The organism is Pseudomonas sp. MS15a(2019) (genome assembly GCF_013277805.1).
GTDB classification, from domain to species: Bacteria; Pseudomonadota; Gammaproteobacteria; order Pseudomonadales; family Pseudomonadaceae; genus Chryseomonas; species Chryseomonas benzopyrenica.
The window spans coordinates 174,380-193,092 of the sequence record NZ_VBTN01000015.1 but is presented as its reverse complement, the minus strand read 5'-3'; the positions used below and the strand labels follow the sequence as shown (position 1 = coordinate 193,092).

Annotated in this window: 17 protein-coding genes and 1 pseudogene; 8 read left to right on the top strand and 10 right to left on the bottom strand. The window is 61.1% G+C overall.

Annotation, left to right across the window (positions count from 1 at the left end; translation table 11 throughout):
• Positions 1-15: 15 nt before the first annotated feature.
• Positions 16-798 carry a FlhC family transcriptional regulator gene (locus FEZ61_RS22280; RefSeq protein ID WP_064307031.1) on the top strand — a complete coding sequence of 261 codons (783 nt, stop codon included), beginning with the start codon at positions 16-18 and terminating at the stop codon, positions 796-798.
• A gap of 274 nt (positions 799-1,072) precedes the next feature.
• Here the strand turns inward: FEZ61_RS22280 and FEZ61_RS22275 are convergent, their stop codons facing one another.
• Positions 1,073-2,305, bottom strand: a complete 1,233-nt coding sequence (locus FEZ61_RS22275; RefSeq protein WP_064307047.1) for a site-specific integrase — start codon at positions 2,303-2,305, stop codon at positions 1,073-1,075.
• 382 nt (positions 2,306-2,687) lie between these two features.
• On the opposite strand from FEZ61_RS22275, the gene FEZ61_RS22270 reads away from it, so the two are divergent.
• The 3 genes from FEZ61_RS22270 to FEZ61_RS22260 all read left to right on the top strand — a co-directional run bounded on the left by FEZ61_RS22270 (position 2,688) and on the right by FEZ61_RS22260 (position 4,815).
• Positions 2,688-3,680: a DNA-binding protein gene (locus tag FEZ61_RS22270; protein WP_064307030.1), complete on the top strand. Its 993-nt coding sequence runs from the start codon at positions 2,688-2,690 to the stop codon at positions 3,678-3,680.
• Entirely contained in the window at positions 3,677-4,159 is a 483-nt protein-coding gene (locus FEZ61_RS22265; protein ID WP_064307029.1) for a hypothetical protein, read from the top strand. Before FEZ61_RS22270 ends, FEZ61_RS22265 begins: the two co-directional genes overlap by 4 nt.
• Positions 4,160-4,521: 362 nt before the next feature.
• Positions 4,522-4,815, top strand: coding sequence for a hypothetical protein (locus FEZ61_RS22260; protein WP_156522275.1), 294 nt, complete (start codon positions 4,522-4,524; stop codon positions 4,813-4,815).
• Positions 4,816-5,089: 274 nt separating this feature from the next.
• Here the strand turns inward: FEZ61_RS22260 and FEZ61_RS22255 are convergent, their stop codons facing one another.
• The 4 genes from FEZ61_RS22255 to FEZ61_RS22240 form a co-directional block, all read right to left on the bottom strand.
• Complete coding sequence (locus FEZ61_RS22255) at positions 5,090-5,434, bottom strand: hypothetical protein (RefSeq protein WP_064307027.1); 345 nt, start codon at positions 5,432-5,434, stop codon at positions 5,090-5,092.
• A complete protein-coding gene (locus FEZ61_RS22250; RefSeq protein WP_064307026.1) occupies positions 5,431-5,685 on the bottom strand; it encodes a type II toxin-antitoxin system Phd/YefM family antitoxin in 255 nt (84 codons plus the stop codon). The genes FEZ61_RS22255 and FEZ61_RS22250 overlap by 4 nt, the downstream gene beginning before the upstream one ends.
• A 526-nt stretch (positions 5,686-6,211) precedes the next feature.
• Positions 6,212-6,760, bottom strand: coding sequence for a PBECR2 nuclease fold domain-containing protein (locus FEZ61_RS22245; RefSeq protein WP_082900361.1), 549 nt, complete (start codon positions 6,758-6,760; stop codon positions 6,212-6,214).
• 27 nt (positions 6,761-6,787) lie between these two features.
• Entirely contained in the window at positions 6,788-7,018 is a 231-nt protein-coding gene (locus tag FEZ61_RS22240; protein WP_064307025.1) for a hypothetical protein, read from the bottom strand.
• A 474-nt stretch (positions 7,019-7,492) separates the two neighbouring features.
• Between FEZ61_RS22240 and FEZ61_RS22235 the strand changes: the two are divergent.
• A pseudogene (locus FEZ61_RS22235) lies at positions 7,493-9,115 on the top strand (methyl-accepting chemotaxis protein).
• A gap of 365 nt (positions 9,116-9,480) precedes the next feature.
• Positions 9,481-10,455, top strand: coding sequence for a replication terminus site-binding protein (locus tag FEZ61_RS22230; RefSeq protein WP_064306982.1), 975 nt, complete (start codon positions 9,481-9,483; stop codon positions 10,453-10,455).
• 9 nt (positions 10,456-10,464) lie between these two features.
• Here FEZ61_RS22230 and FEZ61_RS22225 read toward each other — a convergent pair whose 3' ends face one another.
• Positions 10,465-10,728: a hypothetical protein gene (locus FEZ61_RS22225; RefSeq protein ID WP_064306983.1), complete on the bottom strand. Its 264-nt coding sequence runs from the start codon at positions 10,726-10,728 to the stop codon at positions 10,465-10,467.
• A 966-nt stretch (positions 10,729-11,694) separates the two neighbouring features.
• On the opposite strand from FEZ61_RS22225, the gene FEZ61_RS22220 reads away from it, so the two are divergent.
• On the top strand, positions 11,695-11,991 hold the full coding sequence (locus FEZ61_RS22220) for a hypothetical protein (RefSeq protein ID WP_064306985.1): 297 nt from the start codon (positions 11,695-11,697) through the stop codon (positions 11,989-11,991).
• Between the two features lie 114 nt (positions 11,992-12,105).
• A complete protein-coding gene (locus FEZ61_RS22215) occupies positions 12,106-12,861 on the top strand; it encodes a hypothetical protein (protein WP_064306986.1) in 756 nt (251 codons plus the stop codon).
• A 25-nt stretch (positions 12,862-12,886) separates the two neighbouring features.
• On the opposite strand, the gene FEZ61_RS22210 is transcribed toward FEZ61_RS22215, so the two are convergent.
• From FEZ61_RS22210 to FEZ61_RS22195, 4 genes are read right to left on the bottom strand one after another with little or no spacing between them, the layout of a single operon-like run.
• Entirely contained in the window at positions 12,887-15,925 is a 3,039-nt protein-coding gene (locus FEZ61_RS22210) for a conjugal transfer protein TraG N-terminal domain-containing protein (RefSeq protein WP_173150427.1), read from the bottom strand.
• Complete coding sequence (locus tag FEZ61_RS22205) at positions 15,925-17,358, bottom strand: conjugal transfer protein TraH (protein WP_064306988.1); 1,434 nt, start codon at positions 17,356-17,358, stop codon at positions 15,925-15,927. The genes FEZ61_RS22210 and FEZ61_RS22205 overlap by 1 nt, the downstream gene beginning before the upstream one ends.
• The gene (traF, locus tag FEZ61_RS22200; protein ID WP_231893019.1) at positions 17,342-18,388 is read right to left on the bottom strand and encodes a conjugal transfer protein TraF; all 1,047 of its coding nucleotides are present in this window, start codon (positions 18,386-18,388) and stop codon (positions 17,342-17,344) included. The genes FEZ61_RS22205 and traF overlap by 17 nt, the downstream gene beginning before the upstream one ends.
• Before the next feature lie 8 nt (positions 18,389-18,396).
• Complete coding sequence (locus FEZ61_RS22195; protein ID WP_064306990.1) at positions 18,397-18,696, bottom strand: hypothetical protein; 300 nt, start codon at positions 18,694-18,696, stop codon at positions 18,397-18,399.
• Between the last annotated feature and the right edge of the window lie 17 nt (positions 18,697-18,713).

Here is an 18,713-nt window from a genome sequence, read left to right as displayed (position 1 = left end):
TTGAGATCCGCAGACATGGACAACGCAACCTTGACCCAGCAGATGGTGCAGGCAGGCTTTCGCTGCAGCATCATCACCGTGCATACCGATCACACCTCCAAGCAGGTCAATCGTCTGCGTAAGCAGATTGGGGTCGAGTACAAAGGGGCTAGCGGCCCCCTCCCAAGTGGCGCCTGCCTGCTGTCGAACTCCGGCCAGGTCGTTGAAGCAACATTGTTCATGTGTGCGTACCTTCGGGCCGCAAAAAATCCGTTCGTTGATGTCGATGTCCAGGCAGTCATGGCCGCCTATCGCGTTTACACCGGATACCGGTCCGCAGGCGAGGTAGCGCTGGCGACTTCGACCGAGGCGCTTCATATCGATCGCGCTTGGGTGATCGCACGTGAGTACCGCTCCAAAGAGGTCGTGGTCCGTATCTGCTCCTCACGCCGGTGCCGCCTTCCTTACCTGGTGTCGAGCTCCATGGGTCATCGGTCGTCCTGCCCGTTCTGCAGTGCGGTCGCTGAGCGCGATCGCTTCCATTGCGATGTGAATGACGCAGTACTCACCGAGCGTCCGGTCGCCGAGCTGTTGGAACTGGCAGCTCGTGTTCAGGACCTGGCCGGTTGGGGGTTGGCGGATCATGAGGTCGTCAAGGAGCTGGGCTTGTCTAACGTAGAGTTTCTTGCCACGCGGCGTCTCAACGCCTACGGCGAGCCTGCAAGGCAGGCAATCGCCAAGCGCTACTCGACGGGGAGCGCCCTTGTAAGGGCACTGACACGTAGCAACAGAGGTGTGGCTGAAAGACGCCTGGCATAAAGCACGCTGGCGGTAGCCACAACTCCCCAAAAGCCGGCGCCTTCGCCGGCTTTTTGTTTCCAGGTCACACAGGCGCGATCAATCACCGCCGAGATAATGCATCCCATAGGCGTCTTGCGCGGCGCGTGGCTGATCAGGCGCCTTTTCGCCGGCGTCCTGCAGGCGTTCCAGATCCCACGCTACGGAATCGCTCCGCCTTCCTAGAACACGCTAGACGTCCTGCAGGCGTCCTGCAGGCGTCCCAGCTCCCACGCTACGGGATCGCACCGCCTTCCTAGATCACGCTAGGCGTCCTGCAGGCGTCCTGCAGGACGCCTGATGCAACGTCCTCCGAGCCTGGCAACTCCGGCATCGCCAAGAATGTCTCCCAGTCGCTCATCAGTGCGCGCCGCTTTTCGAGTAGGGGGCCTCGGTTGTAGGCAGCCTCAGTCTTGGAGCCAATCCTGTGGGCCAGCGCCTTCTCGCAGATTTCCCTCGGGTGTGAGGTGGTCTCCGCTGCCCAGGTACGAAACGTCGAGCGGAAGCCGTGCGGGACCGCTCCCTCAAGCTTGATCTTCCGCAGCGCCCGGCCTATCGCGTTGCCCGGCAGTGGTTTCTTACCGCGGGCGTTGGGGAACACCCAGGTATCGTGCTGACCCTTCTGCTGCTCTAGCACCTCCAGCATCCGGTTCGTCAGGGGCACGATATGCTCCTTGTCTCGCTTCATGCGTTCCGCCGGGATGGTCCAGCGTCTTGCGTCGAAGTCGAACTCCGCCCACCGTGCCTCGCGAACCTCGGCATTGCGCAGTGATGTGAGGATCAGCAGCTCCGCCGCACGGGCGGCTGGACCGTCCAGGGAATCCAGGCGATGCAGCACGGATGGACAGCTTTCCGCCGGCGCCGCTGGATGGTGCGTGACATTGCGATCGTGGCGCGGCAGCAGCTTGTCGAGGTGGCCACGCCACCGAGCCGGATTGGCGCCTTCGCGAAACCCCAGTGCCTGGGCGGCATCGAGCACCGACTCGATGCGGTTGCGGATGCGCGCGGCGGTGACCTCGATCTTGTCCCAGATCGGGCGGAGCACCTGCAGCACCAGGTCGGTATCGATCTCGGCGACCGGCCGGCGACCGAGTACCGGGAAGACATAGCGTTCCATGGAGCTGACCCATTGACGATGGTGGTCATGGCTCCACGAAGCACCGTGGGTGGTGATGTACTGCCCGGCCAGGGTCTCGAAGAGGTCGGGTCCCGCGGCCGGCGATTGAGCCGCAGGCGATCGCCGGCCCGGTAACTCAGGCGCCCCCTCCGCGATCTTCAGTCGGCGCCTGTCCGCTTCAAGCCGGGCCTGCTTCAACGAGACCGCCGGATAGCCACCCAGCCCTACGTCATACCGCTGACCTCGGAAGGAAAATCTGAAGATCCAGCGTTTGGCCCCGGTCTTGGCCACACGCAGGATGAGGCCGCGGCCGTCCTGGTAGACGCCTGGTTCGGATAGCTCTTTCACCTGCTTCGGTAGCAACTGGCCCACGGTAACTCTCCACATCGATCGCCGAAGGCTATCACCCAATCCTGCGTATGCAACTATCCGAACCTCTAAAAACTGAGTCATACAGTACGGGGAAGTTATATCCCCGTACTAGATCTACGGAGCCCGCGCCATAGCTGAGATTTGTCTTGTTTCTATTGGTCAGAGCCCACAAAGAGCCCCACACGGCTGAGGCGGCCGCGATTCCAGGTTCAGCTCCTGACCAGTGTTGATCCGCGCATCTCTCACGGGCTACCGACGCTCAAAAGCGACAAACCCTCGCAGACGTTAGCTAACGTTAGGAACTAACCAGATATACCTAACCTAATTGTTTGTTAGCTGTGTTTGGCTTTACTATGCTGTTTTCCATTACCCGGAGGCGGCCATGGCTGAACGCAAATTTACAGACGCAGAGGTCATCGCCGCCGGCGAGCAGCTGCTGGCAGGTGGGCGCAAGGTCAATGGCTGGGCGCTACGGACTACCCTCGGCGGAGGCCGCCCCGAAACGCTCCTCAGCGTCTGGCAGCGACACCACACTGGGGTACCGGGTGGGGCCATTCCGACCAGGCCGCTGCCGGAGGAAGCCACGGCGATTATCGAAACCGCAGTCGCCAAGCAGACCAAGGCAATGCAGGACGCTCTGGCCGGTGCCCTTGACCTGGTAGCGGCTGCGGCGCGCAAAGAGGTTGTGCTGGAGCTCGAGCAGGCGCGGCAGGAGATCGCCCGCCTGGAGGCTGAGCAAGACGATGCCAGCGGCGTGCTGGAAGGCCTCGAGGCCGATCAGGAGCGCAGTCAGCAGCAGATAGACGGGTTGGCCAACGAGCTTCAGCTGAAGGACAGCCAGCTCAGTGCTATGGCCGAGGAGAACGCCAGTCTCGCCGAGCGGCTTGCCGAGGCAGAAGGGCAGGCGCAACAAGCTCGGGACCAGCTCGCCGAGAGTCAGGCCGAGTTGAGCCTGGCGTTCGCCCAGAAGGCTTCCGCAGAAGCGGCGAGCGCAGAGCATCAGCGTTCTGCTTCCGCAGCTGAAGAGCGTCTTGCTGATACCCAGGTCGAGCTCCGTGAAATGCGCAATCGGCTTGCCATCGCTCGCTCTGAGGCTGATAGCGCCGCGGGGCAGATCCAGGAAATGGAGCGTACGCGCGCCCAGGATCTTGAGATCCTCACAGAGCTGCGAGTGGAGAATCGCGCCCTGGGTGACAAGCTCGCCCGGGCCGACGCCGGCCGGGAAGCCGCAGAGCGCTATTTAGAGCGCGTCCAGAAAGATAGCAGTGCCCGAATCGCAGCGTTGGAGCGCCAGCTTGCCAAAGCGGTTGCGAAGCCGGCTCCCAGGGGCACCGGTAAGGCGCCCCGGGCAACTAGCCCTGCTTCCGGGGAATGAGGGTGGCCGACCAATTCGAGGGCTTCCACGTTTACGGCGGATCTGCCGCGCTGAAGTTCGAGGTGGTGCTGAATCAGGCGCAGGAAACCGTGCTCGCGGTGGACGGTGCCGGGCGCAAGGGATCCAGCGAAAAATTCGACTGGTCCGAGAAGCTGACGCTCCAGATTACGCCTCGCGAAATGCCGGCGTTTATGTGTTGCGTCCTGGGAATCACGGCGACGTTCGAAGCGCGCAATCATGGCGCCGCCGGCGACAAAGGGCTGACCCTGGTTAACCAGCCTGAGCGCGGTGTGCTCTACCTGCGCCTGCTCCAGCAACGCCAATCGATCAACGTGCCGATCACCCCGGACAAGGTCTTTCATTTGGGTGCCCTGGGCATCCGTGTGCTCGCCAAGCAAGTTCATCTGGACGTACCGACATGCCTAGCGATGTTGCGGGGCACGGCGGGGCGACTGCTGGTAGCGCCAGGACGCGAGTAATCCACGCGCTCGAGCTGCACCTAGCATCTGCTGCGGAAGAGTAGCTCAACCGCGATTTATGCGAGGCGTCGAAACGTACGCTTCGCTGGGCGCTGGTTATGCTCATCCAGCGTCATAACTTCACCCTGGCCATGACAGCTGGATCGGCAGTTGTTGGCGCTTTCCTGTGGCTTTGGGGCTAAGCCGAACCAGTGTTCATCAACGAGCGCTCCTTCGGCACGTTCCACGCGGAGTTTCCGCCCTTTCCAGGCATGAACTGCTCAAATCCGAGCGCTACTGGCAGCGACAATGGTCGTCAAAGCATGCGGTGTTCACCCCGTCTCCGGTAGACATGCCTGGGGTCTGCACTATGGAGCGGTCTATTGAAACCCATACCTATGAAACGAGAGAGCTACGTCGTCCGAAACTGGCCGTGGCTCGGCCTGCTGCTGTTGGTCCTGTTCATCTGCACATTCGGTTGGCTCACACGTGGCCTCGACCCTGCACCAGTTGTTGAAGTGCATCCTGGCTGGTATGGCTTCGTCGTAGCTGAGCTGCTTGGCCTATGTGCGCTTGAGGCGCGAGCGACCGATACTGCGTCCGCCCGGGTTATCAGCCGCCTCGCCATCGGCGGTGCAGGGGTCGCCATAGTCTGGATGTGCTTCTTCGCCGGCTGAATGGGCGTGGCGGGGCGGCCCCGGGCTGCTTAGCGCTGACACGTGTGACAGCCTCTCGCGCCTAAGCATCGGCCTTCCGCCGGTCACCAGTACCCCAGACCGGATGACCCGAGGCCAATGCCACCGTCTGGCCCACCGATGACGAAGATCGCGCACTTCGCTGTCACCATGCGCGGGTTCATTAGGGTCTCGTCGCCCGAGGCGATGCGTCGAAGCGATCGCACCGTACGGGCGCGGTGGGTGGCTGACCTCCCCCTACTATGCGCGGCTTGGCTCAGCTGATCAGCAGGTGTCGATACAGCAGCTCTCGGATGTCCTGGCCATCGCGAAAGATGGCGAGCACTACGGCTTCGCGCCGCGCCTCGTCGATCAGGTATCCCGCTCGATAGCCAGACTTGGCGATCTCGCGATACCTGGCGATGCCAAACTCGGCACCGGCGGCGGCAATCGGGTGAGCGAGTGGTGACTTCCGGAGCTCGGTGGCGACCTCGTCGACGACGCTGGTCATCTTGGCGAGTGCTTCGGGGCGAGAAACCGATTTCGCGAGGTGGTGCACCTGGTCGAGCGCACCGGTCCTTGCCGAAGCGCTGAACCGGACCTGGAAAGCCCTGGCGGTCATTTGCTATCGCCCCCGAACCGCTGCTGCAGGCCTTCTTTCAGCTGCTCGGATGACATGTGCTCGCCGGCTTCGTACTCCTTGGATCCCAACGCCAGCAGCTTGACCAGGGCGATGGACTCATCGCGGCGGACACGATCCGCATAGGCCTCGATCACATAGGCCGGCTTGCCATTCTGGGTAACAATCATTGGCTCAGTGAGCTCAAGATCGGCCGCATTCTTTTTCAGGTAGCTGATCGTTTCGACTCGCATTGATAGATCCCAATGTTCACTGCAATGCGGCCCACTCTATCGTTTGTCGGACCAAATTAAAACCAAATACGGTCCTATCCTTTCGGCGATGCGTTCTTGTGTCAGGGCTGGAGGCATTTCCGGCACCGCTGCGCAGCCGCACGCCGGCCGGCAGATGCGGATCCTGGTCGACCTCAATCACCAGCCGCGCGGCGCAGGCTGACCGACTGGACCTGGTGCAGCTGCAGACCCTGTTCAACCTCGATCACCAGATGCCTCCGGTGCCTAGACCGCGTAGTACAATGATGCATTCTCGCGTTGACTGTCATAATCTAGGGACCAGATTGCAATCAAAGGCGTCCATCACGACTGTTTGACGAAGGGGTCATTGATGCGTAATATGATTCACAAGAGCGCGAAACCAGCTGCCCCGCAGCGGCTATAGCTGGCGTAGGAACCTCGTTGATAGTTGCGGTATCAGCGTCAGGTGAGACCTCTTCATCCTAGTCTGAGGATGCAAATATCAGGCAAACACTCTTAGGGCAGCTCATAGCTGCCCTTTTTCTTTGCTCTCGATTTCATATCGGCGGAACAAGAGCTCACCATGACGATGCTTGTTCATCGACCTGGCGTCGCCATGCATGAAGTTCCAGAGCAACAGCCCATCTTTCACAGTCACGACCACAAGCATCTGATTCTTGGCCTCATATGCCCCAATGAAGGCCAGCCGATAGTCATCGTTGGTATAGAGCACCTTCCAGACCTCGAACGGCCCGGTGAGGGTATCTAGGGCATAGCGAACATACCTCTCCCTAGCGTCCGCGCGCTTCTCGACGATGTGTGGAAGGCTGTCCCGTAGAATCCGCACAGCACCTACAGGCGTAGTCACATCCACAAAGGTAACTCCCCCTGTAAACCCAAATTGGGCCGCTATGCACTCAACCGCATCGTCAACGGTTGCTGCTGGTGCTACCAGCGCAGGAGCTAGGGCCCTAAGCTCGCGGGTAAGGGAGCGAAGGTCAGGTAGCTCATGCTCCTTCCAAGTCTGCTGGCCTGAAGCCTCACGGATCATCACCCGGGGCGTTTCAGCCGACATTGCCAGCTCCAAACTCCAGTGATGGCATCATTCGGCTGGCCCATTGATTGCCTCGACAATAGCTTCACACGGGCCGGCGATGCGTCTGATCAGGGCCTCTAGTTCGGCGATCTTCTGATTGGCGATCTCTAGCCGGGCGGTGTTACGAACCCCTAAGTTTGCAGCTTGGATGATTGCTTTCGAGGCTGTTTTCTCTCCGGTCAGAGCAGAAAAGGCTTCGATTTGCTCATCGGTTACGTTACGAATAGTCAGTGCCATGATTCGTTGCCTTCTGATAGCAATACTGCTTATAGATGCTGGTCTGAGTAAGCGCTATTGATTGCATTTTAACGTTTTTGATAGCAAAAATGGCTTCCAGCAGAAAAAAATTTGCGTGCTATAGCTTGCGTACCTCGATCAGCAGGCGCTGTCGGCACCGCTGCGTAGCCCTGGGCTGGCCGGAAGAGCCTGGTGCGGCCGCAGATCCTGGTCGACCTCGATCACCAGCTGCAGCCGGCGCCGGTGCACTGCCTGGGCTGGCCAGCAGGGCCTGGCGCAGCTGCAGATCCCTGTCGACCTGGAGGCTGAGGCAGACACCAAGGCTATCGTCGGACGGATTACACCTTCGGTAGCCACAAAACGACCGTGCGGCTGAAGGGGTATGGCAATCGTCGGACTTTCAAATAATTTAAGAGTTACTGCGACAAATATGTCGTCAAGTGAACACCCGCGCCATCCTCTCGGACCCTTTCCATGAATCCCTCTCGTTCCCTGCGTGCTCAATTGCTGCTGCTCATCGGCGGCGGCCTGGTCTTGTTGCTGGCACTTGCCCTGGCCGGTTTCGGCCTGCTGTCCCGCCAACTGGATGGCTATCAAAGACTCCTCACCGGTCCGCTGGAAGAGGCGCGGCTGGTGGACGCCACCAACCTGGCCTTCAAGTCCCAGGTGCAGGAGTGGAAGAACGTGCTGCTGCGTGGCGGTGCCGCCGATCTACGTGAGCGCTACTGGAAGCAATTCCAGGAAGAGGAGGCGCGGGTCCAGACCGCACTGGAACAGTTGCGCCGGGGGACCGATGAACCCGAATTGCGCCAGCGCCTAGAGCAGCTCGCCCAGAGCCACCGGGAGATGGGCGAAGCCTATCGACGGGGCCTGGCGGCCTATGTCGCAGCGGACTATGCCGCGGCCCAGGGCGATGCCGCGGTCAAGGGCATCGACCGGGCCACCACCGAGCAGCTGTCCGGTCTGGTCACCGAGTTGAACGCGCGCGCCAACAGCCAGGCCGAGGCCCTGAGTGCCGAGGCGCGGCGCACCGTGCTGTTGGCGGTCGGCGCCATGCTCGCCTTCGCCGCTCTGATCGCCCTGCTCAGCGCCTGGCTGGTCAACCGCCGCATCGTCGGTCCGCTGGCGCGGGTCACCGAGCAACTGGTCCAGCTCAGCGAGGGTCGCTTGGGGCAGCCCCTGGCCGAGTCGCGGCGCGACGAGGTGGGTCGGCTGGCCCGCGCCGCCAATCGCCTGCGCGACTTTTTCGTCGATCTGGCTAGCCAGCTGCGCTAGGGCACCGGGGCGCTCGACGCCACTACCCAGGAATTGGGCACCATCGCCCAACGCAGCGGCGAGGGTATCCGCGACCAGTTTTCGCGTACCGATCAGGTGGCCACCGCCATGCACGAGATGAGCGCCACGGCGGAAGAGGTGGCCCGCCACTCCGGCAGCGCCGCCACGGCGGCCAACGACGCGGATCGTGCGGCCCAGGAAGGCGAGGTGAGCATGACCCAGACCATCGCCACCATTGAGCGGATGCATGCCGAGATCACCCGCACCGCCGCCGTCATCGCCCGCCTGGAACACGACAGCGAGCGTATCGGCAGTGTGCTGGAGGTCATTCGCGGCATCGCCGATCAGACCAACCTGCTGGCGCTCAATGCCGCCATCGAGGCCGCGCGGGCAGGGGACGCTGGGCGTGGCTTTGCCGTGGTGGCCGACGAGGTGCGTAGCCTAGCGGTGCGCACGGCCAGCTCCATCAGTGAGATCCATCAGTTGATCGCGACGCTGCAGGGCGCCGCCCACGAAGCGGCCGAAGCGGTGCGTGCGGGCGCCGCAGAAAGCAGTGCCGGACGCGATCAAGTGGTGGCTTCGGGCGAGCGGTTGCGCAGCATCACCCTGGCCGTGGAAGCCATTCGCGACATGAACCGGCAGATCGCCACAGCGGCCGAGGAGCAGACCTCGGTGGCCGAGGACATCGCCCGCAACCTGGCGGAGATCGTCACCGTCGCCCAGCACAATGAAGAGGACCTGCAGCGTACCCAGAGCGCCAGTGAAAGCCTCCACGTTGTGTCGCAAGATCTCTCCCGGCTAGCGAGCCGCCTCCGAGACTGATGGCTTTTCATTCGCATAGCCCATCTCAACGAGATAGGGCTATGCGAGCAAAACTTGATAGGTGCTGCTCGCTACCGGCTTCATCGCCATACGTTTAACCATATCCAGCTATAGAAATATACCACCCCTATACAAACCTCTCATTCCAGCCCCCCTGCATCTCCTCTGCCTAGCTTCACTTACTGACCGCCCGCGCCCCGCGCACGATGAAAGGGGAAGGGAAGGAAAGAAGAGAAGGAGAGAAGGAAGGAAAGGGGTCAGGGTCGCCGTGGGGTGGGAAGGGAAAAGGTTGGATAGGGGCTTGCGTTGTATAGGGGTGGTATATTTCTTTAGTTGGGAACGTCGCCCGTGAGGAGGGCACCACCATGTACGAAGGGATCCAGCGTGCGCACCAGGTGCTCGTCGAGCAGCTGACCAGCTTCAATTCGACCTGGCCAGGGTTGGTGGTCGACGGTCGCGTGTGGCAGGTGCCGCTGCTGAACGAGCAGAAGACGCCCGACGTCCTAGAGGTCCAGGAGATCGACGGCCAGGCGGCGATCGCGTTGGCCACCGCGGCCTTGGCCAGCCACCAGCGCGACGTTGGCCAAGCCGCCGGCACCGTCATGCGCCTGCCGGGCTACTTCCGCCTGCAGGCCAGCGTGCTGCCGCAGGTGTTGGCCATCAATGCGAGTAAGCAGGTGGTCACCGACGAGATCGAGGCGCTTCGGCTCGCCCTGGGCTACACACCCGAGATGCGGCCGCGGCTCCTGCGGCGCGCCCTGGGCGCCGGCGTCACCACCAAGCAGCTGCAGCGCACCATCCACGCCTTCGACGGCGCACCGCGGCGGATCTCGTTCACCTGGGCTGGCCACACCACCAGCAACCAGCGGATACCGGTGGCCACCGTGCGTGAGCAGCTGCAGGCGGAGGCCGAGAGTAGGGCGCAGCAGCAAGGGATACCGCTCGAGCAAACGCCCGAGTACCAGGATCTGCGCACGATCGCGAACCTCTCTGACGACCAGGTGCTGATCAAGCACAAGGTCGTCGCTCCGCACCCGCGCTGCACTCTCTGGTTCGGGGAGCGCGGAGAGAAGTGGGACGCCATCATCAAGGCCAATCTGCCGGTGTTTATGCTCGCCGGCGAGGCCGAGCCGAAGGTCTCGGCGCTGCGCGACTTCGATCGTGCGGCCCGCGGCCGCCAGCGCGGCGATGTGAAGGCACGGGCGGAGGTCTGGGCTGAGCGCAACCTCTACCTGCCCACCGGTGGCCAGCGGATGGAAGTGGCGGAGGGTGATCGCGTACCGCTCAAGACGCCTTCGACGTATCGGCTCGGCGGCATCACCTACGAGTCACCGGCCTAGCGCCTGCGGTCAGCTGTGGCTCTCGAGCGAGATATCCGTCAGCGTCACGGAGGCAATCCTGGTCGGCCCTGCAGGCATCGGTCGGCCCGGCTCCCTGCCTAGATTGGTAAGGGCTGCCATCATCAAAAAGATCACCGCCACCAAGATCGACAGATCGACCAGGTGCTCCCATCGTCGCACCTGATCAGGCCACCGCTTTCGCAACAGCGCCCTCGCAACGCTCACGACCACTACGAGCAGCGCGGCCCATTTGATCTCTTGATTCGTCAGCACACTGGCATCCTATTGCGGCTCCCACACACCAGAGACAGCGCATAGCTCTGCTGCAGACAGGCTTCCATCGAATATCCGAACGTTTCTGAAGGCGCCGCTTGACCCTCGAGCGCTCCGCTAGCGAAGCGTATCCTCCCTGAGGATCTGGCTGCCCATCGACCGCATCGTCCAGCCGACGATCGAACAAAGCAGCTGAAGCAGCGGTGTGCCTGGCTACGTGTGTCTGATGGCTATGCCGCCGACCCCGTCATGCGCCAGCCGGGCTACTTCCGCCGGCAGGCGAGCGCGCTGCAAGACGTGTTGATCATCAAGGCACCCGAGCGGCGCATCATCGACGAGCTCGAGTCATGCGAGAGCGCCCTGGGCGCCGTCGCTGCACACCTTCCACGCCTTCGATGGAGCGCCACAACGGATCTCGTTCACCTGGCCTGGCCAAGCCACCAGCAACCGGAGGGTACAGGTGGCCACCGGGAGTGAGCAGCTGCAGGCGGGCGCTGCACCAGAGGATGCCCATCGAGCAGACGCCCAAGCACCAGGACCTGCGCGCCATCGCGAACCTGGCAGACGACCTGGTGAGGATCAAGCACCAGGCCGTGGCGCCACATCCACGCTGCACGCTCTAGTTCGGTGAGCGCGGCGAAAAGTGGGACGCCATCATCAAGGCCCACCTGCGGTTGTTCGTGCTCGCCGGCAAGGCCTTGGCCCTGCGCAACGTCGATCGTGGCGCGCGCTGAGGTCTGGGCAGAGCACAACCTCTACCTGCCCACCGGTAGCCAGCGGCCACAGGACAGCGCCCGACCTGCGCTCCTTACGACCTCGACCTATCGGCTCGGCGCCATCGCCTATGTGGCCCAGGGCAAGCCAGGCGCTCGCACGGGGGACTAGCGTCGCGGCCGGGGTTGCATTTCCACCGCGTCAGATACGTTCTGCTGAAGCACACAGTTTCCCCATCCAGCGGACGATCACATGACCAGCTACAGCTTCAAGAAACGAGCCGGGACCGATGCTAGCGACCCCGAGTTCGTGCTTCAGATCTGCGGGAGATCAACTCGCATCCAGATCCAGGACTCTACGGCCTGGGGCGGCGCCTATGCGGTGTCCGTCGATTATCTGGATGACGAGGCCGAGCCACACCTCCTCTGGGTGGCGCAGTCCATCACGAGCTTCGCTGAGGCGGCCCGGGTGGCTATCGGCCATTTCGAGGCGCACCCTCTCGCACGTGATCAAGCAGCCGCGCCTGGCGCAGAGCCTGGCTCGCCTTAGCGGCGGCCCAGAACACGGAGGGAAGGGCGCATCAGCGGCGCGAACGGCGGCTTAGCGAGCCTTGCGTTTTTGGGACCTGCGATACCATAGGTCTATCGAATCAGGAGGTGCATCATGCATCCGATCATTGCCGGGGAAGTGCGTAGGGCGGAAGCCCTGCTCGAAGGCTATCTAGGTCTACCACCAGATAGCATCGACCTTGCGTCGATCAATTTAACGAGATTTAAAGGGGTCTCGTTGGAGCTAACTCGGACCGTGTCGTCGATACAGGACCTGATCTCGGCTGACAGCTTTAGCCAGCGTCAAACTGCGTGCGTCGTAAACTTGGTCGATAAACTTGCAGTGGATGTACAGCAACCGCGCGGCTCACGTTTTTCGCACGTCTTCTATGGGATCAATCGCAATCTAAACAAGACCAAACTGAGCTTTTTCTTGCAGATCATCCTTCCTGTTTTAGCATCGGGAACCGGGATCGTATACCTTCACGATGATAGAACTGAAATCGCCGATCTCGTATCTTGCGCGGCGATTGCAATAATCTCCGCAATGCTAATCGGTGCTTGGATAGCCGGGCGAGCCAAGAACTCAGTTTACCTTACAGCTTTCCTTATCTTCACTGTCGCCGGAGCGGCTGCTGCTATCTTCACTGGGAAGACAGCCCAGTATTGCGGATTGCAGTTTTTAATCTCTCTTGTGCCTCTAGTACACGCGATGGCTCACGGTAACTCAATCAGTAGTGACCGGAAGACGAACGACATGTCAGCAATAGAGGAGCTTGAAAAGATGCAGGACGGCATCTACAACCCGTATCGTATGGGTGAGAATTATCTGCGAGACGTTCACATAAAAGACATTATCGAGGGTGAATAATAAAGCCCGCTTACGCGGGCTTTATTTAGTGGCCTTTTTGTAACCCTCGAAGGTTCACGTCATCCACGATATCATCCGCACGATTTAACGTCATAACGTCGCCTAGCGCGCCATTGCCGTTATTGGACCGAGCAGCCTGAACGATGTTTTCGTACATGCCCGCCGCCAGCTCTTTGTCCATCCCCTTTTCTTTTACATACCCGTCCCACTTTTGCTTCACTTCGGCATTGTCCAGATGCCCCAGCTTTGCACTCGCATAGACGTCTTGTTGAGCGCCCTGCAGCCCCAGGTTCTCCGCACTCGCCTTGTACGCTTCAAATTGAGGCTTGAGGCCTGCCCAATCACGTGCACGGTCAATAGCCGAGCCGGCGATGTTGGTAAGGGACTCGCCGCGGTTATCGACGTCTCTGGACTTATCCCGAAGCCTGCCTTCCGCAGCGGCGCGCTCGTCGTGCATCGCGCGCTGAGCATAGGCTTGGCCCGAGCCTTCAATCGTACGGTCGTGGCTCTTCCAGGCATCGCCGACCGCTTTCGTGGCTGCTGGGCCTGACGCATTCGCATAACCAGCGCTGTGACGCTGCGCGAAGTCACCGCTGGACACCTCGTGACCCGCATTAGCGGTGTCGCGCTCTACGCCCTCGGTGTTGGGGCGCTGAATGTCCGAGAACTCCCGTGGCTGTAGCTGGCGAATGTTGCTGTATTCGTCGTGATTCAATGGAGGCCGGGCCAGTACACCAAGGTCATTGTGTTTACCTAGCGTGATCAACGCCGCGCCGACATCGCGGCGCTCGGGATCAAGCATACTTGCGTTGAGTGCGTGCTGCTCCTTGAAGTCCTGAGGATATTTATTCATTGCCTCATTGACCAAGGAATCAGCCTTGCCTTCGCGAATCGCACGACCTGCCCAAGAGTCAACGCCCATATTTTCGGACATGCCGACGCTCTTCTGATATGCAGCAGTTTCAGAGTATTGCTTATTATCGGAAATAGCTTTTTGTGCAGAGCGGGACAGACTTTCCTGATCCGATTGAGATACCCCGAGGCGTTCCGAATTTTGGAAGTTCTCTGCTACCTTGTAGCCTTCGGTTTTATCGATAGCATTTTTTGTTGTTTCACTGAGTCCCGAAGACTTCAGACTACTCACCGCACTTTCTAACTTTTGCGTGTCACTTGTTTGGATGCTCGAGGCAGTGCTGCCGCCAACTCCCACGGAAGCAGATCCGACAGCCCCCATCGGCGCTTTCAGCGCTCCGTTAGCAGAAAGTGTAGTTGCAGCAACTGCTGCGTCAATCTGGTTGCTTGATAGCCCGCTACTTTTAGCCGCTTGGTACCCGCTATTGAATTCCGCATTGCGGCTCAAGCCGAAAGCGCTCTGCATCGCTCTTCCGACCTCGGCCTGCTCGCCGATTGTTTTCGCCGATTCGAACTGCTTTGCGAAAGAACTCATCAGTTGCTTGTTGAAGGTCTCAGACGACTGCTCTGCCTGGGCCCGTTGGCTCTGCATGGTGTTGGAGAGGCCTTGCGAGATATCAATGGTTCCACGCTGATTTTCGGAGCCATTGATCCTTAGGCCTTTATCGTAGTCGCTCGTGGCATGAGGGGTCGTTTGCAGGCCCGCGGACGGTGTAACAACGTCAGGCGATACGATCTTCTCGTTGATCTGATCGGAGCCCCCGAGACGCTGAGCCATACTGGTAAACGCGACCGCGCTACCGGTGACTAGGAACATGCTGATCACTGGTACCGAGGATGCCATCAAGCCGGCAACGCCGATCGCGCTGTCCAGGGCAGGCATCATCTGCTTCATCATCTCGAACGAAAGGGCATTGCCGTCCGTGACACTGCTGGTGGTCGCGAGCAGCCCCTCCATCACCGTGCCGGTGTACCAGTTGGTATAGAGGTTGACGATGGCCAACATGGGTTGCCACAGCATCATCCAGCACAGCATGGTGATGTACTTGGTGATGAGATTCATCCCGAAGGTACCCATCACCAGGAGGAACGCCATCATGGGGGTGATGGCGTAGATGAGGCCTTCGAAGAACGTCAGGAATGGCCGGACATAGCGCGTGAACATCGAGCCTTCTGCAGCCCACTGGGTGGCTTGTTGCGCCTGAGCCTGGCTGAGCATGATGGCGTAGGCACCTTGCTGGTCCTCAAGGGCCTTCTGTGCTGGCGCGCGCTCGAAGATCGGAAGCAGCACGGATGCCATGGTGAAGGCACGGGCGTCTGCCACTTGGAGATTCAAGCCGCGAAGTGCATCGTCCACCCGGGTGGTGACATCGTCACCGGTGACCGTCTTGCCAGGCTTCTGGAACGCCAGCTTTGCCACATCGTCCATGATGCCGCTCTGCGTTGAAGCGCTGAGCGCCTTGAGATGTGTGTGCGCTTCCGAGCAGTTGTAGTAGGTACCGACGCCGGTGTTGCCCTCGAAGATTTCTGTCCCATAAACCTGACTGTCGAATCTCATGGAATCAACAGGGTTGTTGCTTCGCATCAGGGCCCCGTAGGCCGCCACGTTACGGCCTACCCCAACCAGGGTGCACTCCTTGATATAGGTCATCCACGACCGTACGAAGTCTCCCCCGGCGCGGGTGTCGCCCATCACAGACGGCATCGCCAGGACATTGCGGGTAGCGCCGCGCACCTTCATCAAGGTCGTGAGGGGGTCGGCGAACCCGTAGGTCGTCATGGCCGGCGTGGAGAAGGCCTGCTCCATCTCCCTGGTCAGCTTGTAGCCGATGTTGGACACCACGGACCCTACGAACAGCGGTCCGATCGGCACGTTGTCGACGACCACGACTGTGCCGTCATAAACGTCTTCCACGACCGCCCGGCCGGTGGGGCCGTAGAGTGCCATGTACAGGATCAGGGCCACGCCCACCTGCTGGAAAGGGATAGCCTGGTTCTTGAATACCGCTTGGAAGCCAAGGAAGAGGGCGCCGATCAACAGACCGACCTTGGCCAACGATTCGATGCTGCCCGATCCCGAGATCATTGCCACGGCGTTGAGGATGCTTTCGAGGTAGGTCGCCGACCCTACCGAGTAGATTGAGAACTCCATTACTGAGCTCCCTGCACAGGTTTTTCGACGTTGATAAATGCGGCAGGCGTGGGCAGCACCTTCATGCGCGCCTCGTAATCGAGCACCAGGTCGTTTTCGTTGCCGTAGCGGCTCAGCAGCGCCTGATGCTCCTGCACCAAGCGGTCACGTGCGGTACCGATGAATTCCCCGGCAGGTTTGCCTAGCTTGTCGACCATCTTGCCGCGGGTGATCACTGTCTCAGCCGAGTCGATGTAGGACTTCACCAGCGAATACGCGCCTTCGAGCGCGAGCATCTTCGCGTGGGCAGAAACGAAGCCGCGGGCCATCGATTCGCTACCTTGCGACAGGCGCTGGACCATGCCGGCAAAGCCCGGCTTCTGCATCATGTTGAGGATGGCCTGCTCATCGTTGGTGAACGCCCCTGTGTTAGTCGCCCACTTGTTCACGATGCCGACGGAGCCGTTCGAGCCATTGAAGCCTTTGATGATCTTCTCCGCCAAGCCGTCGAAAGCGATCGGGTTGATACTGGGCGCCAGACACGCCGCTGTGTCCCCGGCACAGGAGTAGATCGGCACCGTCTGGGTCTTCTGCCCCTCGACGATGTCCTGCAGCGAAATGCTGGTCGGCAATATCGGCTTGGTCTCGGGTACCTGCCCCTTACCATCGGCCGCGTCCACCAGGCCGGTGATGACTACCGAGCCGGTGAAGGACATGATCATCTCGTCGGTCTGCTGAGATCCGTACTTGAAGAACTGCTGGCTGTTGTACTGCTGCATGGCGCACCAGACGACGTTGCCGGTGTCCTCGCAGCTGACGAAGTTGCCAGCCTTGCTCTTCTCTTCCGTCGGCGACTTCGAGTTGGTGCTGCCGGAGAACAGCGAGCCGAAGCTGTCAGCAAGGCCTTTCACGGTGTTCCCCGTGGCCGTCTGCATGTTGTCCTTGCCTTCGAACGCGGAGAACGCGTCCGTCACCAGGCCCTGGGCGAGCTGGCAGCTATTGGACATGAGGCCGTTGAGATCCTGCATAGTCTCCTGCAGGTTGGCGATGGTGTTCTCTACCGTCGGCCCCATCGCCTTGAGCGCTAGCTTGAACGCATAGCCGGACGCTACGCCTACCGAGTTGGAGGCGATGGAGCGTAGCGACTGAACAAACTGCTGAGCGTTGATGAACGAAAAGGAGCCAGCAAACATGTCGATGCCGCCGCAGCCGGCCTGGAAGGAGGGCGGCCGGAAGGAGACGACCGGCGCCGTCGCGATCTGGTTGCGGATCCGCATCGAGCCGCCACTGACTACCCCTCGGGTTGCCGTCTGGTACATGCCCGGGTCGGTGCTGTTGGACATCGAGTTGAACATCGAGTCCAGCTGGCTCTCGATGTTGGCATAGGCGCCCAGGGGCGCGAGGGCCACAACCAGCACGGCTGCGCACAACGACTGCTTACTGCTGCGCCTCATGGGGCACCTCTCCATCTATGGTCTTGCGGGCGAGCTTGCGGCGCATGCTCTCAACGAACGCGGCGGGGTCCTGGTCGATCTGGTCCTGGCTGAGCCCATCGTTGTCCTCGAGGGTCAGCAGGCCGTTGTCGAAGAAGGGCTGCGTGGAGGCGAAGGTCTTCTGGTCAATGAGCGAGGCTTCGCGCGCAGCGATCAGGACCCGGTTGAACAGCACGTCCAGGGTGATGGCGCCGTAGCCGACAATCTCGGTCCGGCCCGGCGGGATCGCCAAGGCGAGGGCAGGGGCCTGATAGACCTCAAGCTTTTTGGCCTGACCATCGTCCGTGCGGTAGTTCGCGAACAGCCCATTGTCGAGGGGCGCGCCGTCCAGCGAGACCGGGATGATCCGGATGCTGGTGGCCGCCGTCAGGGACTGCAGCACGGCGGCCTGCTCAGCGCAGAGCACGCAGTTGCCCTTGAAGAAGAAGAACAGGCCGACCTTGTTGGCCAGGCCCTTGAGCACCTTGTCCCGGTTGTTCGAGACTTCCCGATTGAGCGCGTTCGCCGCATAGGTGGCCACCGGCCGCCGGCTGTCCTCGTCGAGGAACGGATCACGCATGATCACCTGGCTGGACCGCTCGGAGAACTTGGACGACTTGTCCATCATGACGCGCTGCAGGTAGTAGTAGGCCTGCACGTTGGCATCGGTCGGATTATCGATCGCGCGATCGCGGTACTTGGGCAGGTTGTCGCGGATCCAGGCGACGCTGAACAGCTCGGGGCCAGGTTCCGCTGCAGGCGCCGCCGGCGGCTCGGCCTTTTGCATCGGCGCGGGTGGCGGTGGAGGAGGGAGCGGCGCTTTCACCTCGAGCTCAGGCTCGTCCTCGGGCGGGTCCTTGTACCAGAACCACCCCTCGGCCTTTCCTCGGTAGAAGCTCTCGCTACCAGGTGCAGCGAAAGAATCTTTCGCGCCCGGGGAAGCAGGAGCCGGAGCACCGGCCTGACCATGAGCCAGGCTCACCCACAGAGCGCTGAACAACGCTATGTGCACGGTCCGCCTCATTGGGGAGTGTCCAGGTACTTCGCGACGGCTTCGGTCGCGTAGACCCAGCGTAGGCCGCGCTTTCGCCGATGAGGGGCTATCGCCTTGACCCAGGGCAGGTGCTCGTAGCCGGCGGCACCGATCTTCTTCGCCACATAGGTGGCGCTGTACTCCAACTCTTTGGCGATCTGCTCGGGCGTCATCGCCTTACCGTAGGCCGCGGCAAGGCGCGCGAGGGTAGGGCTTAGCTCGCCTTGGCGCTGATGACCATGCGGCAGTGAAAGAGCATCACGAGTGGTGTTTTGGGGATGCAGCATGACTCGTCATTCCGACC

Bases quoted from the DNA above. Each gene is read 5' to 3' on its own strand.
- FEZ61_RS22280 (WP_064307031.1), top strand. From the start codon at position 16: ATGGACAACGCAACCTTGACCCAGCAGATGGTGCAGGCAGGCTTTCGC.
- FEZ61_RS22270 (WP_064307030.1), top strand. From the start codon at position 2,688: ATGGCTGAACGCAAATTTACAGACGCAGAGGTCATCGCCGCCGGCGAG.
- FEZ61_RS22265 (WP_064307029.1), top strand. From the start codon at position 3,677: ATGAGGGTGGCCGACCAATTCGAGGGCTTCCACGTTTACGGCGGATCT.
- FEZ61_RS22255 (WP_064307027.1), bottom strand. From the start codon at position 5,434: ATGACCGCCAGGGCTTTCCAGGTCCGGTTCAGCGCTTCGGCAAGGACC.
- FEZ61_RS22250 (WP_064307026.1), bottom strand. From the start codon at position 5,685: ATGCGAGTCGAAACGATCAGCTACCTGAAAAAGAATGCGGCCGATCTT.
- FEZ61_RS22245 (WP_082900361.1), bottom strand. From the start codon at position 6,760: ATGTCGGCTGAAACGCCCCGGGTGATGATCCGTGAGGCTTCAGGCCAG.
- FEZ61_RS22240 (WP_064307025.1), bottom strand. From the start codon at position 7,018: ATGGCACTGACTATTCGTAACGTAACCGATGAGCAAATCGAAGCCTTT.
- FEZ61_RS22230 (WP_064306982.1), top strand. From the start codon at position 9,481: ATGTACGAAGGGATCCAGCGTGCGCACCAGGTGCTCGTCGAGCAGCTG.
- FEZ61_RS22220 (WP_064306985.1), top strand. From the start codon at position 11,695: ATGACCAGCTACAGCTTCAAGAAACGAGCCGGGACCGATGCTAGCGAC.
- FEZ61_RS22215 (WP_064306986.1), top strand. From the start codon at position 12,106: ATGCATCCGATCATTGCCGGGGAAGTGCGTAGGGCGGAAGCCCTGCTC.
- FEZ61_RS22210 (WP_173150427.1), bottom strand. From the start codon at position 15,925: ATGGAGTTCTCAATCTACTCGGTAGGGTCGGCGACCTACCTCGAAAGC.
- FEZ61_RS22205 (WP_064306988.1), bottom strand. From the start codon at position 17,358: ATGAGGCGCAGCAGTAAGCAGTCGTTGTGCGCAGCCGTGCTGGTTGTG.
- FEZ61_RS22195 (WP_064306990.1), bottom strand. From the start codon at position 18,696: ATGCTGCATCCCCAAAACACCACTCGTGATGCTCTTTCACTGCCGCAT.